Here is a 17,775-nt window from a genome sequence, read left to right on the forward strand (position 1 = left end):
ATGCTGTCGATTGAAAACCTCAGCAAGAGCTTCGGCGGCGTGCACGCGGTGCAGGATGTCAGCTTCAACGTGAAGCAGGGCTCGATCCACTCCGTGATCGGTCCCAACGGCGCCGGCAAGACAACGCTGTTCAATCTCGTCACCGGCGTCTACACGCCGACCTCGGGCCGCATCATGTTCAACGGCGAAAACGTCGCCGGCATGGCGCCGGATGCGCTGGCGCGGCGCGGCATGAGCCGCACCTTTCAGAACCTCCAGGTGTGCATGAACATGAGCGCGCTCGACAACGTAATGGTCGGCTCGCACCTGCGCCTGAATCAGAACCTCTTTGCATCGATGCTGCGGCTTCCCGCGGTGCGCCGCGCCGATGAGGCTTGCCGCCACGAGGCAGCGGAGCTGATGCGCTTCTGCGGCGTTGGCAAGTACGTCTACTCCGACGCAGGGCAGATGTCGTACGGCGCGCTGAAACGCCTGGAGATCGCCCGCGCACTCGCCGCCAAGCCGAAGGTCATCCTGCTCGACGAACCCGCCGCTGGCCTGAACCACACCGAAACCGGCGAGATCGAGGAGCTGGTGCGCAAGGTGGCGCAGTCCGGTATCACGGTGGTGCTGGTCGAGCATGACATGAAGCTGGTGATGAACCTGTCCGACCACATCCTGGTGCTCGACTACGGCAAGAAGCTGGCCGAGGGCACTGCTGCCGAAGTGCGCGCCAACCCGGACGTCATCGCAGCCTATCTCGGCGCGGCCGCTTAAGGAATCACGATGCAAGACACAACGACCAAACAGCCGATCCTGCAGGTGTCGGGGCTGGACAGCCACTACGGCCCGATCAAGGCGCTGCACGGCATCGACATCCAGATCGGCGAAGGCCAGCTGGTCGCACTTGTCGGCGCGAATGGCGCCGGCAAAACCACGCTGCTGCGGGCGATCTCCGGTGTCCAGCCTTCGAGTGCCGGCAGCATTCGCTTCGCGGGACAGGAAATCGGCAGCATGAGCGCCGACAAGCGCGTGCGCGCCGGGATCTGCCAGGTGCCGGAAGGGCGCCAGGTATTCGGCCCGATGACGGTTGAAGACAACCTGCGCCTGGGCGCCTACACGCGCCCGAAACAGGACTTCGCGGGCGACCTCGAACGCATGTATGCGCTGTTCCCGGTACTGAAGGAAAAGCGCCACCTGCTCGCGGGGATGCTGTCCGGCGGCCAGCAGCAAATGCTGGCGATGGCGCGCGCACTGATGGGACGCCCGAAACTGCTGCTGCTCGACGAACCGAGCATGGGCCTCGCACCGCTGCTGATCCGCGAGATCTTCCGCATCGTCGAGGAACTGCGCTCGCAGGGCATCACGATCTTCCTGGTCGAGCAAAACGCCCATGCGGCGCTGGCCATCGCCGACGTCGGCTACGTCATCGAAACCGGCTCGATCACCTTAACGGGGCCTGGCCCCGAGCTGTTGGCCAACGAGCAGGTGCAAAGCGCCTACCTGGGCATGTAAAGGAAACCAGCATGGTCAAAGTGTATGAAATCAATGGCGTGCGCCCGGTGGTTCATCCGAGCGCCTACGTCCACCCGAGTGCGGTGCTGATCGGCGATGTGATCGTCGGCCCGCGCTGCTACATCGGCCCGCTGGCCTCGATGCGCGGCGACTTCGGCCGCCTGATCCTGGAAGAGGGCGCGAACCTGCAGGACACCTGCGTGATGCACGGGTTCCCGGGCGACGACACGGTAGTCGAAGTGGATGGCCACATCGGCCACGGCGCAGTGCTGCACGGCTGCCGCATCAAGCGCAACGCGATGGTCGGCATGAACGCGGTCGTGATGGACAAGGCGGTCGTCGGCGAGGAGTCGATTGTGGCCGCGATGAGCTTCGTCAAGGCCGGCATGGTCATCCCGCCGCGCAGCATGGTGATGGGCGCGCCTGCGAAAGTGATGCGCGAACTGAGCGATAAGGACGTGGCCTGGAAGAGCTTCGGCACGAAACAGTATCACGACCTGACGATTCGCTCGATGCAGACCATGCGCGAAGTCGATGCGCTGCAGGAGATTGAACCCAACCGCGCACGCATCGACCTTGGTCCCGATATGCACGCCCCTAAAGACACGAAATAAGCCAACACGTCGTTCCCGCGAAGGCGGGAACCCATGCTGACTGTCCGTAGCCGGCTCAGCATAGGTCCCCATATCCGCGGGAACGACGGACACTCCTGGAGAATTCAGAATGCAAAACGTCTCAACCCTTCAAAGCCTGATCGCCGGCCGCTGGCTCGGTTCTGAAGCCTTGACTCCGCTGCACAGCGCGGTCAACAACAAGCTGATTTATCACACCCACGCCGAGAAGATCGACTTCGACGAAGCGGTGACCTACGCGCGCAAGACCGGTGTGCCGGCGCTGATGAAGCTCGACTTTCAGAAGCGCGCGGGCGTATTGAAAGCCCTGGCGCTGTACCTGATGGAGCGCAAGGAAGAGCTGTACAAGATTTCGCAGCTGACCGGCGCGACCCGCCCTGACAGCTGGGTCGACATCGAAGGCGGCATCGGCACCCTGTTCGCCTACGCCAGCATGGGCAGCCGCGAACTGCCGTCGTCGAACGTGCTGCACGAAGGCCCGGCCATGGCGCTCGGTAAAAAAGGCGGCTTCGCCGGCACCCACATCCTGGTTCCGCGCGGCGGCCTGGCGGTGCATATCAACGCCTTCAACTTCCCGATTTGGGGCATGCTCGAAAAATTCGCGCCGAGCTTCCTCGCCGCGATGCCCTGCATCGGCAAGCCGGCTTCGGCCACCAGCTACCTGACCGAAGCAGTCGTACGGATGATGCACGAGTCGGGCCTTCTGCCGGAAGGCAGCTTCCAGCTCGTGATCGGCAGCACCGGCGACCTGCTCGACCGCCTGAGCGGCGCCGACGCGGTCACCTTCACCGGCTCCGCGGACACCGCCGCCAAACTGCGCGTCAACAAGAACCTGATCGCCAACTCGGTGCCGTTCACCGCCGAAGCCGACTCGCTCAACTGCGCGATCCTCGCGCCGGACGTCACGCCTGACGATCCTGAATTCGACCTGTTCGTCAAAGAGGTCGCGCGCGAAATGACCGGCAAGGCCGGCCAGAAATGTACCGCGATCCGCCGCATCATCGTGCCGAAGCAGCACGTCGATGCCGTCGCCGAGCGCCTGCGCGACCGCCTGGCCAAGGTGGTCGTCGGCGATCCATCGGTGGAAGGCGTGCGCATGGGTGCACTGGCATCGATGGACCAGCACCGCGACGTCAGCGAACGCGTCGAGATGCTCGCACGCGGCAACGAGATCGTCTTCGGCGCGCGCGACGGCTTCAAGCCTGTGGGTGACGGCGTCGCCAACGGTGCGTTCTTCTCGCCGACCTTGCTGCTGTGCCGCGACGCGATGAACAACGACGCCGTGCATGACGTCGAGGCCTTCGGCCCGGTCAGCACCATGATGACCTACGAAGGCATCGACGAAGCGCTGGCGCTGGCCGCACGCGGCAAGGGAAGCCTGGTGTCGACGCTGGTGACCAGGGAGCCTGCCATCGCCGCCTACGCGGTGCCGATCGCCGCCGCCTCGCACGGCCGCGTGCACATCCTCGACCGCGAAGCCGCAGTCGAGTCGACCGGCCACGGATCGCCGCTGCCTCAGCTGAAGCACGGCGGCCCTGGCCGCGCGGGTGGCGGCGAGGAACTGGGCGGCATTCGCGCGGTGCGCCACTTCCTGCAGCGCGCCGCGGTACAGGGCTCGCCGACAATGCTGGCGGCTGTCACCGGCGAATACGTCCGTGGTGCGGCCGTACGCGAAAGCGAGCTGCACCCGTTCCGTAAATATTTCGAAGACCTGCAGATGGGCGACTCGCTGCTGACCCACCGCCGCACCGTGAGCGAAGCCGACATCGTGAACTTCGGCGGCATCTCGGGCGACTTCTTCTACATGCACTTCGACGAGATTGCGGCGAAGGATTCGCAGTTCGGCAAGCGCATCGCGCACGGCTACTTCGTGCTGTCGGCTGCCGCGGGCCTGTTCGTCTCGCCGGCGCCGGGTCCTGTGCTGGCCAACTACGGCCTCGACAACCTGCGCTTCATCACCCCGGTGGGGATCGGCGACACGATCCGCGCGCGCCTGACCTGCAAGCGCAAGGTCGATCGCAACCGTACCGATGAACGTGGCGTCGGCCAGGGCGTGGTGGCGTGGGATGTCCAGGTGACCAACCAGAACGAGGAACTGGTGGCAAGCTACGATATCCTGACGCTGGTGATGAAGCGTTCCTGATAAAATCGCGGCTTACTCCCTGAAGTTGAGAGGCGCCGCGATGATCGAAATCCGTCCAGTCCCAGCCACCGAGGCGCTCGCGATCGCCGAACGTCTTGCCTGTTCCGGCTGCCGGGGCGAGGACACCGTCACATTTGAATTCGACTACGCTTACCAGCCGATCGTCAACGTAAAGACGCGCACCATCTACGCCCATGAAGCGCTGGTGCGCGGCCCGAACGGGGAGTCGGCCGCCAGCGTGCTTGCGCAGGTCAACGACGGTAACCGCTATCGCTTCGACCAGGCCTGCCGCGTCAAGGCAGTCGCCGGCGCCAGCCGCCTGGGAATGCTCGAGTACCTGTCGATTAACTTCCTGCCCAACGCCGTCTACCGCCCTGACATCTGCATTCGCAGCACCTTCGAGGCCGCGCGCGAATACGGCTTCCCGATCGACCGGATCATCTTCGAGGTGACCGAAGGCGAGCAAGTGCAGGACCGCGACCACCTCGTCAACATCTTCCGCGAATACCAGCGCTTCGACTTCCGCACCGCGATCGACGATTTCGGCGCCGGCTACGCGGGCCTGAACCTGCTGGCCGAATACCAGCCGCACATCGTCAAGATCGACATGGACCTGGTGCGCGACATCGATAGCAGCGTATCGCGCCAGGCGATCGTGCGTGGTATCGTCGGCATCTGCCGCGACTTATCGATCACCGTGCTGGCCGAAGGGATTGAAACGCGCGCCGAGCGCGACTTCCTCGCCGGACTCGGCATCGAACTGATGCAGGGCTACTGGTTCAGCAAGCCGGTGTTCCGCGGCCTGGGCGCGATCCCGGATTCGGCCTGGGAATAAGCCGCGGCTCAGATGTGGTAATGCACGCCCGATTCCGGCGGGGGCAGAGCGGCGCCGTTCTTTAGCATCTCTTCAAACACGTCGGGCATGACTGGCCGGCTGAAATAATATCCCTGGATCTCATCGCAGTGCAGCGAGCGCAGGACGTCAAGCTGCCCGCGCGTTTCCACGCCTTCGGCCACCACGCGCAGGTGCAGGCTGTGCGCCATGGCGATGATCGCCGCCGCGATAACAGCGTCCTCCGGATTGGTGTCCACTCCGGCGATGAACGAACGGTCGATCTTCACGAAGTCGAACGGGAAGCGCTTGAGCTGGGCCAGCGACGAATAGCCGGTACCGAAATCGTCGAGCGACAGGTGCACGCCGAGTTGTTTCAGCTCCGCCAGGTTGCGCGCCGCTTCGTCGGGATTGTTCATCACGGCCGTTTCGGTCAGTTCGAATTCAAGATATTTTTCCTCGACCCGGTGCGTCGCGATCGCGCTGCGGATGGTCGGCAGCAGGTCGGGCTGGGCGCTTTGAACCGCGGACAGGTTGATCGACACCGGCACCATCGGGGCGCCGTTGGTGCGCCATGCGGCCTGCTGCGCGCATACCGCGTCGATGACCCAGGCGCCGATCGGCCGGATCAGCCCCGTCTCTTCGGCCAGCGGGATGAACGATACCGGGCCGACCAGGCCCTGTTCCGGATGGTTCCAGCGGATCAGCGCTTCGGCGCTGACGATAGCACCGGTGTCGAGGTTGACGCGCGGCTGGTAATGAAGCTCGAACTGATGCGCCTCCAGCGCGGCCTGCAATTCGTTTTCGAGCGCCAGGCGGGCCGCCAGCGCGGCGTTCATGCGCGGCGCGTAGAACAGGTAACGCTCGCCCGTCGAACGGGCATTCTTGAGCGCAGCCTCCGCATGCTTGAACAAGGTGTCGGCATCGGCGCCGTCGGCCGGCCACAGGGCCAGTCCCGCGCGCGACGAGATCCGGACGGTCTGGCCGTCGAGGCGGAACGGCTCGTCGAGGGCGCGGAAGACCCTCTCGCGCAGCACCCCGGCCGCGTCCTCGCCGCGCTCCAGCTCGACGAAGGTCAGCCCGAAGGTATCGCCGCCAATGCGCGACAGGGTGAAGGCTTCGGGCAGGCGCTCGCCCAGCCGCGCCGCGATCTGCACCAGCAGGGCGTCGCCGGCATGGCGGCCGAGCGCATCGTTGAGCTGCGCGAAGCGGTCGAGATTAATCAGCGCCACCACCAGCGCATGGTGCGCGCCGTCGAGGTGGACCAGCTGGGCCAGGCGGTCGAGGAACAGGCGCCGGTTGGGCAGCGCGGTCATCACGTCGTAGTAGGCCAGGTAGCTGATGTGCTCCTCGCGTTCGAAGAACAGCAGGGCGAAGGCGAGGTCGCCGGCCAGTTCGTTAAGCACCTTCATCTCGTCGGCATCGAACACGCCCTCGATGTTGGCGTACAAGGTCAGCACGGCTTCGATGCGCTCGCCCACCGCAAGGGGGAACGCCGCCAGCGAGCGCACATCGCGCGCGTGCATGCGCTCGGCCAGCAGGGCGAACGCCGGATCGGCGGCGACGTTGTTGCAGATAACCTGGCGCCGTTCGCGCATCACCCGCTCGGCCGGGCACAGTTCCACCAGGTCCGGCGGGACCGGCGGCAGCCCGCGCCCGCTGTCGGCGACGACGGTCAGCTCTGCGCTGCCCGCCTGCGGGACCGCGATCGCAGCGCTCAGGAAGCCGCCTTCGACGGTGGCCAGGCGGCAGGCCTCCTTGAACAGCGCGTCGCGGTCGCGGATCCGCACGATGGCCGAGTTGATCCCGCTGAGCACCGCGTAAACACGGTTCAGGCGCGCGATCTTGAGGTCGGCCTGGACCCGCTCGGTAACATCGTGGGCCAGCACGAACCGGCAGGCGCGGCCATCGAACTCGATCGCGTGCGAGGTGATTTCGACGTCGATCACGGCGCCGTCTTTTCTGCGGTGGACCCAGAGTCCGGATTTCTGGAGGGTGATGTGGGCCGAGTTTTTGAGGTTTTGACGCAGGCGTATGGCCTCTTCGGGCGGGCGCAGGTCGACGATGGTCAGCGCCAGGAACTCGGCTTCGCTGTAGCCGTAATGCGCGATAGCGGCGTTGTTCACCGCCCGGAATTCCAGCGTCTCCAGGTCGTAGATCCACATTGGCATGGGATGCGCCCGGAACAACTGGTTAAACGACCTATCGTTCGCTTCCGTCATGGGGGAGTTCGCCGCAAGGCGCTTTGTCCATCGCGTATGAATTTAACCGACTGTCCGTAGTGCCGAAGGACCTGCCGGCGCTCCAGGAGCGGGCTGGTCCGGCTTATGATTCGATTATAGACCTTCGGTGAGAAGCGCGGCTCGCGTTCAGCGATCGCGCCCTGTGCCGCTAGCCGAACGGCTGCTCGATCGACTGCGACGGCTCGGTGAACCAGCGCGGGCCATGCCCGGTCATGTAGAAATGGTCTTCGTGGCGGATGCCGAACTCCCCAGGAATGCAGATCATCGGTTCGTTCGAGAAGCACATGCCGACGTCGAGCGGCGTATCGTCGCTGCCGACCAGGTAGGGCCATTCGTGGATGTCCATGCCGATGCCGTGACCGGTGCGGTGCGGCAGGCCGGGCAGCTTGTAGCCGGGACCGAAACCGTGCGCTTCCAGCGACGCGCGCGCGGCCTCGTCGACCCGGCGGCAAGGCACGCCCAGCTGGGCCGCTTCAAACGCCGCCTGCTGCGCCGCCTTTTCGGCGTTCCAGACCAAGCGCTGGCGCTCGCTGGCCTCGCCGAACACGTAGCTGCGCGTGATGTCCGAGATGTAGTCCATGACCTTGCAGCCGGTGTCGATCAGTACCATGTCTCCCGCACGCAGCGTCTGCACGTAGTTGACCCCGTGCGGATACGCGGTCGCCTCGCCGAACAGCACGATGCAGAAGTAGGAGCCGGGCGCGCCGACCTGGCGGTGGGCGCGCGCGATGAAGTCCGCTACCTCGACGGTGGTGATGCCCTCGACAAGTATGCTGGCCGCGGCCTTGTGCACTTCGAGCGTCATGTCCTTCACCCGCTGCATCAGCGCGATCTCGGCCCCGGACTTGCGCGAACGGCAGAACGCGGTGACCGCGCTGGCGTTATCGAGCGTATAGCCGGCGGCGAGCCTGCGCACGCCGTCGGCGATGAACCACGGCGCGCTCTCGCACATGCCGATGCGCGGCGGCGCCGCCTCGCTGGCTGTGATGCCCATGCGTCCCAGCACATTGACGAACAGTTGGCAGGGGCTCTCGTGCTCCTCCCAGCAGTTGACCGGGCCTTCGACCTGCATGAAGCCTTGCAGCGTGCATTCCTCGAATGCCGGGGCGATGTATTCCAGCGCGCCGCTGGCCGGCAGGATCGCGCCCACCATGCGTTCGCTCGGGTGCCATTTGGTGCCGGTGAAGTAGGTGAGGTTGGTCCCGGCGTTCAGCCAGATGGCCGCCACGCCCAGCTCGCGCATGCGTGCCTGCGCTGTGGCGATGCGCTGCAGGTGTTCGTCGCGGCCGATCGCCACCATCGCGCCGGTCATGTCGTGAAGGGCGCCGAGCGCCTCGTCGAAAGTTTTGCCGCCTATGCTCATCGCTTGTATTTCCAGGTTAGTAAAAAGCCACCCGCGCCAGGTTGGCGCGGGTGGCTTTCGGTGAAGCCGTGCTTGTTTTGCAGGCGCCGCTTATTTTTTCTCGGGTTCGGTGGAGAAGTCCAGTTGCGGCGTCTGGTCTTCCTCCTGCGCCGGGGTCTCCGGCACAGGCTGTTCCTGCTCGATGCCAGGCGCTTCGATACGCAGCTCCAGCTCTTCCTTCATGTCGATCTTTTCTTCGATCGACACGATTTGCGGGAAGGCGATGATCAGCGTGACCATGATGACCTGGATAACCACAAACGGTATCGCGCCCCAGTAAATGTCGGATGTCTTGACCTCTTTCGGTGCCACCGACCGCAAATAGAACAGCGCAAAGCCGAACGGCGGGTGCATGAAGGAGGTCTGCATGTTCACGCCCAGCAGCACGCCGAACCAGATCAGGTCGATGCCGAGCTTTTCCGCCACCGGACCGACCAGCGGCACCAGGATGAAGGCCAGCTCGAAAAAGTCGAGGAAGAAGGCGAGCACGAAGAACATGATGTTGACGACGATCAGGAAGCCCAGCACGCCGCCCGGCAGGCCGGTCAGCAGGTGCTCGACCCACAGGTCGCCGTTCACCGCGCGGAACACCAGTGCGAATACGGTCGACCCGACCAGGATGAACATCACGAAGCAGGCCAGCCGCGTGGTCGAGTTCATCGCCTGCTTCAGGAGGCTGAACGACAGGCGGCCGTTCAGCATCGCCAGGATCAGCGCACCCATCGCGCCCATGCCGCCGCCTTCGGTCGGCGTGGCGATGCCCACAAAAATGGTGCCGAGGACCAGGAAGATCAGCGCGAGCGGCGGTACCAGCACGAACACGACTTTTTCAGCCATGCGCGACAGCAGGCCGAGCTTGAAGTAGCGGTTTGCCAGCGCCAGCAGGAAGGCGGCCGTGATGCCGGCCGCAGCCGAATAGATGCCCAGTTCGTCCGGCGCCAGGTTCGGGTGGCTCGCGCCCCAGGCGGCCGCGAATGCAAATGCGATGCCGATGGCAGCTGCCACCAGCACCATCAGCGAGCGCACGCCGCTGTCGCCGTTCGGCTCGCGCAGGTTGCGCGCTTCGAGCGGCAGCGCCGGCACGTGGTGCGGCTTGAAGATCGATACCGCCAGCACGTAGCCGGCGTACATCGCGGTCAGCATCAGGCCAGGGATGAAGGCGGCCTTGTACATGTCGCCGACCGAACGTCCCAGCTGGTCGGCCATCACGATCAGCACCAGCGACGGCGGGATGATCTGGGCCAGCGTGCCGGAAGCGGCGATCACGCCGCTGGCCAGCTTCTTGTCGTAGCCGTAGCGCAGCATGACAGGCAGCGAAATCAGGCCCATCGAAATGACCGATGCCGCCACCACGCCGGTGGTCGCGGCCAGCAGCGCGCCGACAAAGATCACCGCATAGGCGACGCCGCCGCGGATCGGCCCGAACAGCTGGCCGATCGTATCAAGCAGGTCCTCCGCCATCCCCGACCTTTCCAGGATCAGGCCCATGAAGGTGAAGAAGGGGATCGCCAGCAGCGTGTCGCTGGCCATGATGCCGAAGATCCGGTTAGGCAGCGCCTGCAGCAGTTCGGGGCGCAGCAGGCCCAGTTCGATGCCCACCAGGCCGAAGAACAGGCCATTCGCGGCCAGCGAAAACGCCACCGGGAAGCCCGACAGCAGGAAGACGACAAGTGCGCCGAACATGATTGGCGCCATGTTCGCAATGAGGAATTGTTCCATGTGTCTCTTAGTTAGTTATTGTTGTGGGTGAGATCAGTTCAGCTTGTTCGCTGTCTTGATGGCCTCGATCTCTTCTTCCGGCGTGGTGACGTGCTTGGCGAACTCGTGGCCGTCGATTTTCCCGGCCAGGAAGGCGATCCGCTTGATGATCTCGGAGATACCCTGGAGGATCAGCAGCAGGAAGCCGAGCGGCACCAGCAGCTTGGCCGGCCACACGATCAGGCCGCCCGCGTTGCTCGACATTTCCTGGCTGGCGATCGACACCTGGGCAAACGGGATCGCGTCGTACAGGATTAGCAGGCAGACCGGCAGCAGAAACAGCAGGAAACCGAACAGGTCGATCCAGACCTGGGTGCGCTTCGAGAAGCGCCCGACGACGACGTCGATGCGGACGTGCTCGTCGCGCTTGAGGGTATGTGAAGCGGCCAGCAGGAACATGGCGCCGTACAGGTACCACTGGATCTCCAGCCAGGCGTTGGAGCTGGCATTGAAGATGTAGCGGATCAGCGCGTTGCCGGCGCAGATGATGACCGCGGCCAGCAGCGCCCAGCTGACCGTGTTGGCGATTTTCTCATTGAGGCTGTCAATGAAGCGCGAAAGTGACATGAACATGGTGCTTATCTCCGTTATTGTGTTTTTATCGCGCCTCGCCGGGCGCTGATTAATTGCCCGGCTGCGTTGCCAGCTGTGCCCGGACCCGCGCGATCGCCGCGCGCACCTGGTTTGGTGCGGTGCCGCCCACATGGTCGCGGGCAGCTACCGATCCTTCGAGGGTCAGCACGGCAAAGACGTCGTCGCCGACCAGCGGCGAAAAGGCCCGCAGCTGGTCCAGCGACATCTCGGCCAGGTCGCAGCGCGCGTCGTCGCAGGCGCGCACCGCGCGCGCCACCGCTTCATGCGCATCGCGGAACGGCAGGCCCTTCTTGACCAGGTAGTCGGCCAGGTCGGTCGCGGTGGCGTAGCCCTGCAGCGCCGCCGAGCGCATCGCGTCCGGCTTGACGGTGATACCGCCGGCCATGTCGGCGAAGATGCGCAAGGTATCGACCACTGTGTCGACGGTGTCGAACAGCGGTTCCTTGTCTTCCTGGTTGTCCTTGTTGTAGGCCAGCGGCTGGCCTTTCATCAGGGTGAGCAGGGCGGTCAGGTGGCCATACACGCGGCCGGTCTTGCCGCGCGCGAGTTCCGGCACGTCCGGGTTTTTCTTTTGCGGCATGATCGACGAACCGGTGCAGAAGCGGTCGGCGATGTCGATGAAACCGACCCGTGGGCTCATCCAGATGATCAGTTCTTCCGACATGCGCGAGATGTGGGTCATCACGAGCGCGCTGGCGGCGCAGAATTCGATCGCGAAGTCGCGGTCGGACACGGCGTCGAGCGAGTTGTGGCAGACGTCGTCGAAGCCCAGGGTGCGCGCGACGCGCTCGCGGTCGATCGGGAAGGTGGTGCCGGCCAGCGCCGCGGCGCCCAATGGCAGGCGGTTGACCCGGCGGCGCGCATCCTGCATGCGCTCGGCGTCGCGGCCGAACATCTCGACGTAGGCCAGCATGTGGTGGCCGAAGGTGATCGGCTGGGCCACCTGCATGTGGGTAAAGCCCGGCATGATGGTGTCGGCATGGCGCTCGGCCAGGTCGACCAGCGCGCCGCGCAGGCCGTGCAGCAGCTTGGTGATGTCGTCGATCGCGGCCCGTACATACAGGCGGATGTCGGTGGCCACCTGGTCGTTGCGCGAGCGGCCGGTATGCAGGCGCTTGCCGGCGTCGCCAACCAGCTCGGTCAGGCGTTTTTCGATATTCAGGTGGACGTCTTCGAGGTCGAGCAGCCATTCGAAACTGCCGGCTTCGATCTCGCCCTTGATCTGGGCCATGCCGCGCTGGATCTCGGCGTGGTCGGCGGCGCTGATGATGCCCTGCGCCTGCAGCATCTCGGCGTGCGCGAGCGAGCCCTGGATGTCGAACAGCGCCAGGCGGTTATCGAAAAAGACCGAAGCGGTATAGCGCTTGACGAGGTCGGAGACGGGTTCGGAGAAGCGGGCCGACCAGGCCTCGCCTTTTTGGGACAGTTGTGAAGTCATGTTTTGTGGATCCTGTTGATACCTGATTATAAACAGGTTGGCCGGGCTGCTGGGGATTTATGCCGCCTTGCGGCCGGCTCGTATAGATGACTTTCCGGCGAAAATCGGGGATAGTGCGATAGCTGCCGATTTACGAGGGAGAACACATGTGGACGACTACATCGGCCGCAACGCCAGGCGCTGGTGGATCGTCAGCGTGCTGTGGCGCGCCGAGGACGCCAAGCTGGCCCTGCCGGAGCGCTATCTCAAAAGTCACTGAGCCAGATCGATTGTTGGCCCGGTGCGTGTCGAACGCGAACGTCGCTTTCCGGGATTCGACGGTAGAATTGAATTTTTTCGTCAGGTGCCCTTGCCATGTCCGCCTTGCAGATCAGTACCGACCGGTCGGAACTCGACGTTCCGCTCATCTACCGTTTCCTGAGCGAGCAGTCGACTTGGGCGGTCGGCATTCCGCGCACGGTCGTTGACCGCGCGATCGAGAACTCGCTGTGTTTCGGCGCCTACGTCGATGGCCGCCAGGTCGCGTTCGCGCGCGTGGTGACCGACTACGCGACCTACGGCAGCATCGACGACCTGTTCGTCGTGCCGGAGTACCGCGGCCGCGGCTATGCCAAGGCGCTGCTGGAAACACTGCTGGCCCATCCGAGCCTGCAGGGCTTGCGCCGACTTGTAGTGGCCACCGGCAACGGACGCGCGCTGTTCGAACAGTTCGAGTTCGTCGCGCCGCAACATCCCGACACGGTGCTCGAGCGCTATTTCCCGAACATCTACGTGTCCTGACCTACTGGCTCAGCAATGAGCCAGAACGGAACGCGACCGGGCCGGCCACCTTGCCGATAGTCATCCCGCGCAGCACGTGGCGGTGCACGCTGCGCGCGAAGAATACGCCTGCGACCTTGCAGCGCAGCGTCGTCGTCGCGCCGCTGACCGGGGCGACCAGGTCGGCGATCGCCTCGCCAGCCTCCACCCTGTCTCCCGGCGTTTTCAGGAACACCAGCACGCCCGCGTGCGGCGCGTCGACCGGCTCGACCCCTTCGAGCGGCGTCGGCGCGCACAATGGCTGCGGCAGCGGATCGACCGGATTGTCGATCACGCCTTCATGGGCCAGGTATTGCAGCAGGGCGCGCGCATCCTGTTCCGCCAGCGCGTAGCTGACGTCGGCCTCGCCGCGCAACTCCACCGTCGTCGCCACGCATGACGGCGGCAGCGGGAAGGCCGGGCCGAAATGGGCCGCCAGGTCCCACCACAGCCGGCTGCACGCTTCGTCGAACGGCTCGCCGCCCGCCTGCAGCGCCAGCAGCACCGCGTGGGCGCCCATGAGCGCCGCCAGCGGGCGCACCGCATCGGCCAGCGGCGTGCCGGTGTAAATGTGCACCACCGACTCGGTATCGCAATGCAGGTCGAGGACGATGTCCGCGTCGATCGCCATCGTGCATGCCCGGCACCTCGTCGGCATGCAGCGCCGCCTGGATGTACACCTTCTTGCCCTGGCCCGGCGTGCCGAAGTGAAAGCTCGTGAGCCGGAAGTACGCGCTGCTGTCCTGGACGGAAATTGAATGGGTTTTTGCGTGCATTGTCGTGCCTGATTGTGTTGTACCTAACAGTCCCCGCGCTAATTATCTATTAATCTTATATAAACACCTCGCCCGGCTGCATGCGGCCCGGATTGTGTTGATGGTCAGCAATATCTTCAAGTTGCATGCGGGTATTCTGTGTGTGTGAACCAGCCCGCCGGAAAGGTAGCAGATGTTTTATCGCGTGTTCAGGGATGCAGTGCTGCTGATCGCGCTCCTGGTGGGCGCACAGTGCCATGCGGCGCAGGTCGCGGCGCCGAAAGGCTCGCTGGTGATCATCGGCGGCGGGCTGCGTGGCGATAACGCAGCCGTCTGGACGCGCATCGTGAAACTGGCCGGCGGCGACGGCGCGCGCATCGCGGTCTTCGGCGCCGCATCGTCCAATCCAAAAAACGCCGGCGACGTCAATGTCGCCCGCCTCAACACCTACGGCGCCAAAGCGTTCGCGGTGCCGGTCGCCAGCGACGCGCCGGCCGCGGCCGACGATCCCGAACTGGCGGAAGCGATCCGCAAGGCCGGCGGCGCCTACTTCGCCGGCGGCGACCAGGCCCGCATCACGCGCGCGCTGCGCCGTCCCGACGGCAGCAACACCCGCGTGCTCGACGCGCTGTGGGACATGTACCGGCGCGGCGGCGTCATCGCCGGCACCAGCGCCGGCGCGGCGATCATGAGCAGCACCATGTTCTACAAGGCCGACACGGTGCTCTCCACGCTCAGGCAGGGCGTGGCCGAGGGCAGCGAGATCGCGCCGGGCCTCGGCTTCATCGGCGACGACGTCTTCATCGACCAGCACCTGCTGATACGCGGCCGCTTCGCGCGCATGCTGCCGGCCATGCTCAACAAAGGCTACAAGCTTGGGCTGGGCATCGACGAAAACACGGCGATGGTGGTCGGCGCCGACCGCGAGGTCGAAGTGCTGGGCTACCGCGGCGCGCTGCTGCTCGACATGACCGAAGCCACGGCGCAGCAGGGCGAATTCAACGTCAGCAACGTCAAGCTCAGCTACCTCGACAACGGCGACCGCTTCCACCTCGCCACCGGCGCCATCACGCCGGCGCGCGACAAGGCCGAGGGCAAGCTCAATTCCTCGCGGCCTTACTACAAGGGCCCGCTGTTCACCGCCGACATCCTCGCCAACAGCGCGGTGGTCGACCTGATGGCGAAACTGATCGACAGCGACCAGCTCGACGCCATCGGCGTCGCGATGAGCAGCCCGTTCGACAAGCAGTCGGACCTCGGCTTCGAATTCCGCCTCAGCCGGGTCAAGGAGAGCGTCGGCTACCAGTCGGCGGTCACCGACGCCTATTCCATCTACAAGCTGCGCCTCGACATCCGTCCGATCGCCGTGCGCCAGCCGATGTACCAGTACCGCAACGGGAGCAGTCAGGATTACAATGCTGCACAATCCAACGCCCGCTAGGACCTGCCATGCCGTTTTCCCTGAGCCGCCTGTGCGCGGCCGCGCTTGTATTTGCCGCCGACGCCGCCTGCGCCCAGCAACCGGCGACCGTTCGCGTCGACTACCTCCACAGCGGTAACGCGCTGCACGACCAGTACGCGCTCGAACGGGTCGTCATCGAACCGCTGGCCTGGCCCGGCGACATCTCGCAAGCCCACGACAACACCAACCGCGGCCAGAACCGGGTCGAAGTGGTCGACGCCAAGACCGGCGACCTGCTGTACTCGCGCGGCTTCTCCACCATCTTCGGCGAATGGCGCACCACCGAGGAAGCCAGCCGCATGGACCGCGGCTTCCAGGAATCGGTACGCTTCCCCAAGTTCGCCAAGCCGGTGCGGGTACGCATCCTCAAGCGCGACGAGCGCAATGAGTTCTCGGTGGTGTGGAGCGTCGAGGTCGATCCGGAAGCGCAGGAAGTCGTCAAGAAGCAGGCCGCAGCGCCCGCCAAACCGATCGCTATCCGCGTCAACGGCCCGTCGCCGCAAAAGGTCGACCTGCTGGTCATGGGCGACGGCTATACGGCAGCTGACATGAAGAAGTTCGAAGCCGACGCGCGCCGCCTGGCCGACTACCTGTTTACTGTGTCGCCGTTCAAGGAGCGCGCGAAGGACTTCAACGTCTGGGCGCTGGCGGTACCGACCGAAAAATCCGGCATCACGCGGCCGTCGACCGGGGTGCACAACCCGTCGGCGCTTGGCACCCGCTACGACATCTTCGGCAGCGAGCGTTACGTGCTCACGCTCGACAACCGCGCGCTGCGCGACATCGCCCAGCACGCACCCTACGAATTCATCGAAATCCTGGTCAACAACGAGACCTACGGCGGCGGCGGCATTTTCGGCCAGTTCAGTACCGCGGCGGCCGGCAACGACTGGGCCAACTACCTGTTCGTCCACGAGTTCGGGCACCACTTCGCCGGCCTGGCCGACGAGTACTACACCTCGCCGGTGTCGTACCAGTCGAGCGGGGCGCGGATGGAGCCATGGGAGCCGAACGTCACCGCGCTGCGCGACCCGGCAAAGCTGAAGTGGCACAAGCACGTCAAAGCCGGCACGCCGCTGCCGACCGCCTGGCCGAAGGAAGAATTCGAAGAAGCCTCGCGCGCCTACCAGAAGCGGCGCGCCGCACTGCGGGCGGCCAACCGGCCGGAGTCCGACATGAGCGCGCTGTTCCGCGAAGACCTGCGTTTCAACGACAAGCTGTTCGCCGCATCGCCCAACCGCCATGTCGTCGGCGCGTTCGAAGGGGCGAATTACGAGGCAAAGGGCTTCTACCGGTCCGAAATGCAGTGCCTGATGTTCGACCGAAGTGAAAAATTCTGTAACGCCTGCAGCGATGGCGTGGCCGAAATCATCGATTTGTATTCGCGGCCGGGCATGGGTAAATAAGGCCTGAGTCCAGTAACGGCGGGCGTCCCGGCTTTCGGGGCGCCTTTTTTTTTGCCCGGTTTCCGTACTTACAATAGTTACATTATTAGTGCGCCAGCGTACAGACCCGTTGCTGAGCGATGCCTATTCTGGGCCTGTCCCATCCACTACTACAACAAGAGGTCCCTCATGAATAAAGTACTCGCAACCCTGATCGCCGGCCTGTTTGCCACCTCGGCATTCGCACAGACCACCGCAACGACCGTTGCAGCGACGAAGGCAGTCGTCAAGGCGGAGAACGAAGCGATGAAGGACGTCGCGAAGGCGCACGAGAAGGAAGCCAAGGCTGTCGCCAAGGCCGACGAAAAGATCACCAAGGCTGGCGCCAAGGCCACCGAGAAAAAGGCGGAAGCCCAGTCGAAGGCACTGAAGAAGCACGCCGATGCGCGTGAAGACGTGGCCGACGCCGATCCGGAAGACCGTATGAAGGCCGAAGCCAAGGCGCAGGAGACGATGTCCGAAGCGAACCTGAAGGCCCAAAAGAAGATGATCAAGGCTGACGCCAAGGCGGAAAAGGTCGCCGTCGAAGGCGCTGAAGAAAAAGCGATCGCCCGCGCCAAGACGGAGCAGGCCAGGATCGAGGCGGATGCGGACGTGAAGAAGGCCGCCAGCAAGTAAGAGCTGGCGCTGGAAACAAGAAGGACAGGCTTGCTGAACTGAACCCCAAAAGTTGGACACCAACTTTTGGGGTTTTTCATGTCGAAGTACACCGAACAATTTAAGCTCGCTGTCGTCCAGCAGTATTTGTCCGGCACCGCCGGCTACAATTTGGTCGCCCA

General features: G+C 64.5%; 15 protein-coding genes. 9 read left to right on the top strand and 6 right to left on the bottom strand.

Features of this window, described 5'->3' with window-relative positions:
- From HHL21_RS11250 to HHL21_RS11270, 5 genes are all read left to right on the top strand, one after another.
- A complete protein-coding gene (locus HHL21_RS11250) occupies positions 1-756 on the top strand; it encodes an ABC transporter ATP-binding protein (RefSeq protein WP_169465759.1) in 756 nt (251 codons plus the stop codon).
- Between the two features lie 9 nt (positions 757-765).
- Entirely contained in the window at positions 766-1,494 is a 729-nt protein-coding gene (locus HHL21_RS11255) for an ABC transporter ATP-binding protein (protein ID WP_169465761.1), read from the top strand.
- 11 nt (positions 1,495-1,505) lie between these two features.
- Complete coding sequence (paaY, locus tag HHL21_RS11260; RefSeq protein WP_169465763.1) at positions 1,506-2,108, top strand: phenylacetic acid degradation protein PaaY; 603 nt, start codon at positions 1,506-1,508, stop codon at positions 2,106-2,108.
- A 109-nt stretch (positions 2,109-2,217) separates the two neighbouring features.
- Positions 2,218-4,269, top strand: a complete 2,052-nt coding sequence (gene paaZ / locus HHL21_RS11265; RefSeq protein ID WP_169465765.1) for a phenylacetic acid degradation bifunctional protein PaaZ — start codon at positions 2,218-2,220, stop codon at positions 4,267-4,269.
- 40 nt (positions 4,270-4,309) lie between these two features.
- On the top strand, positions 4,310-5,104 hold the full coding sequence (locus HHL21_RS11270) for an EAL domain-containing protein (protein WP_169465767.1): 795 nt from the start codon (positions 4,310-4,312) through the stop codon (positions 5,102-5,104).
- Between the two features lie 8 nt (positions 5,105-5,112).
- Here HHL21_RS11270 and HHL21_RS11275 read toward each other — a convergent pair whose 3' ends face one another.
- The 5 genes from HHL21_RS11275 to argH all read right to left on the bottom strand — a co-directional run bounded on the left by HHL21_RS11275 (position 5,113) and on the right by argH (position 12,536).
- Entirely contained in the window at positions 5,113-7,323 is a 2,211-nt protein-coding gene (locus tag HHL21_RS11275) for a sensor domain-containing protein (RefSeq protein WP_267874069.1), read from the bottom strand.
- A 169-nt stretch (positions 7,324-7,492) separates the two neighbouring features.
- Complete coding sequence (locus HHL21_RS11280) at positions 7,493-8,707, bottom strand: M24 family metallopeptidase (RefSeq protein WP_169465771.1); 1,215 nt, start codon at positions 8,705-8,707, stop codon at positions 7,493-7,495.
- A gap of 90 nt (positions 8,708-8,797) precedes the next feature.
- A complete protein-coding gene (locus HHL21_RS11285) occupies positions 8,798-10,465 on the bottom strand; it encodes a TRAP transporter large permease (protein ID WP_169465773.1) in 1,668 nt (555 codons plus the stop codon).
- 33 nt (positions 10,466-10,498) lie between these two features.
- Positions 10,499-11,071 carry a TRAP transporter small permease subunit gene (locus tag HHL21_RS11290; RefSeq protein WP_169465836.1) on the bottom strand — a complete coding sequence of 191 codons (573 nt, stop codon included), beginning with the start codon at positions 11,069-11,071 and terminating at the stop codon, positions 10,499-10,501.
- Between the two features lie 55 nt (positions 11,072-11,126).
- Positions 11,127-12,536: an argininosuccinate lyase gene (gene argH, locus HHL21_RS11295; RefSeq protein WP_169465775.1), complete on the bottom strand. Its 1,410-nt coding sequence runs from the start codon at positions 12,534-12,536 to the stop codon at positions 11,127-11,129.
- 354 nt (positions 12,537-12,890) lie between these two features.
- On the opposite strand from argH, the gene HHL21_RS11300 reads away from it, so the two are divergent.
- Complete coding sequence (locus tag HHL21_RS11300; protein WP_169465777.1) at positions 12,891-13,316, top strand: GNAT family N-acetyltransferase; 426 nt, start codon at positions 12,891-12,893, stop codon at positions 13,314-13,316.
- Position 13,317: 1 nt separating this feature from the next.
- Here the strand turns inward: HHL21_RS11300 and HHL21_RS11305 are convergent, their stop codons facing one another.
- A complete protein-coding gene (locus tag HHL21_RS11305; protein WP_370659708.1) occupies positions 13,318-13,965 on the bottom strand; it encodes a M14 family metallopeptidase in 648 nt (215 codons plus the stop codon).
- 317 nt (positions 13,966-14,282) lie between these two features.
- On the opposite strand from HHL21_RS11305, the gene HHL21_RS11310 reads away from it, so the two are divergent.
- The 3 genes from HHL21_RS11310 (at position 14,283) to HHL21_RS11320 (ending at position 17,614) form a co-directional block, all read left to right on the top strand.
- Complete coding sequence (locus HHL21_RS11310) at positions 14,283-15,530, top strand: cyanophycinase (protein ID WP_169465779.1); 1,248 nt, start codon at positions 14,283-14,285, stop codon at positions 15,528-15,530.
- An 8-nt stretch (positions 15,531-15,538) separates the two neighbouring features.
- Positions 15,539-16,957 carry an IgA Peptidase M64 gene (locus HHL21_RS11315; protein WP_169465781.1) on the top strand — a complete coding sequence of 473 codons (1,419 nt, stop codon included), beginning with the start codon at positions 15,539-15,541 and terminating at the stop codon, positions 16,955-16,957.
- Between the two features lie 168 nt (positions 16,958-17,125).
- Positions 17,126-17,614, top strand: a complete 489-nt coding sequence (locus tag HHL21_RS11320; protein WP_169465783.1) for a hypothetical protein — start codon at positions 17,126-17,128, stop codon at positions 17,612-17,614.
- Positions 17,615-17,775: the final 161 nt, after the last annotated feature.

The sequence above is a fragment of the Massilia polaris genome, assembly GCF_012927275.1.
In the GTDB taxonomy this organism is placed as follows: Bacteria; Pseudomonadota; Gammaproteobacteria; order Burkholderiales; family Burkholderiaceae_D; genus Telluria_A; species Telluria_A polaris.

Coding starts and splice junctions, on each gene's coding strand:
- HHL21_RS11250 (WP_169465759.1), top strand. CDS start 1: ATGCTGTCGATTGAAAACCTCAGCAAGAGCTTCGGCGGCGTGCACGCG.
- HHL21_RS11255 (WP_169465761.1), top strand. CDS start 766: ATGCAAGACACAACGACCAAACAGCCGATCCTGCAGGTGTCGGGGCTG.
- paaY (WP_169465763.1), top strand. CDS start 1,506: ATGGTCAAAGTGTATGAAATCAATGGCGTGCGCCCGGTGGTTCATCCG.
- paaZ (WP_169465765.1), top strand. CDS start 2,218: ATGCAAAACGTCTCAACCCTTCAAAGCCTGATCGCCGGCCGCTGGCTC.
- HHL21_RS11270 (WP_169465767.1), top strand. CDS start 4,310: ATGATCGAAATCCGTCCAGTCCCAGCCACCGAGGCGCTCGCGATCGCC.
- HHL21_RS11275 (WP_267874069.1), bottom strand. CDS start 7,323: ATGACGGAAGCGAACGATAGGTCGTTTAACCAGTTGTTCCGGGCGCAT.
- HHL21_RS11280 (WP_169465771.1), bottom strand. CDS start 8,707: ATGAGCATAGGCGGCAAAACTTTCGACGAGGCGCTCGGCGCCCTTCAC.
- HHL21_RS11285 (WP_169465773.1), bottom strand. CDS start 10,465: ATGGAACAATTCCTCATTGCGAACATGGCGCCAATCATGTTCGGCGCA.
- HHL21_RS11290 (WP_169465836.1), bottom strand. CDS start 11,071: ATGTCACTTTCGCGCTTCATTGACAGCCTCAATGAGAAAATCGCCAAC.
- argH (WP_169465775.1), bottom strand. CDS start 12,536: ATGACTTCACAACTGTCCCAAAAAGGCGAGGCCTGGTCGGCCCGCTTC.
- HHL21_RS11300 (WP_169465777.1), top strand. CDS start 12,891: ATGTCCGCCTTGCAGATCAGTACCGACCGGTCGGAACTCGACGTTCCG.
- HHL21_RS11305 (WP_370659708.1), bottom strand. CDS start 13,965: ATGGCGATCGACGCGGACATCGTCCTCGACCTGCATTGCGATACCGAG.
- HHL21_RS11310 (WP_169465779.1), top strand. CDS start 14,283: ATGTTTTATCGCGTGTTCAGGGATGCAGTGCTGCTGATCGCGCTCCTG.
- HHL21_RS11315 (WP_169465781.1), top strand. CDS start 15,539: ATGCCGTTTTCCCTGAGCCGCCTGTGCGCGGCCGCGCTTGTATTTGCC.
- HHL21_RS11320 (WP_169465783.1), top strand. CDS start 17,126: ATGAATAAAGTACTCGCAACCCTGATCGCCGGCCTGTTTGCCACCTCG.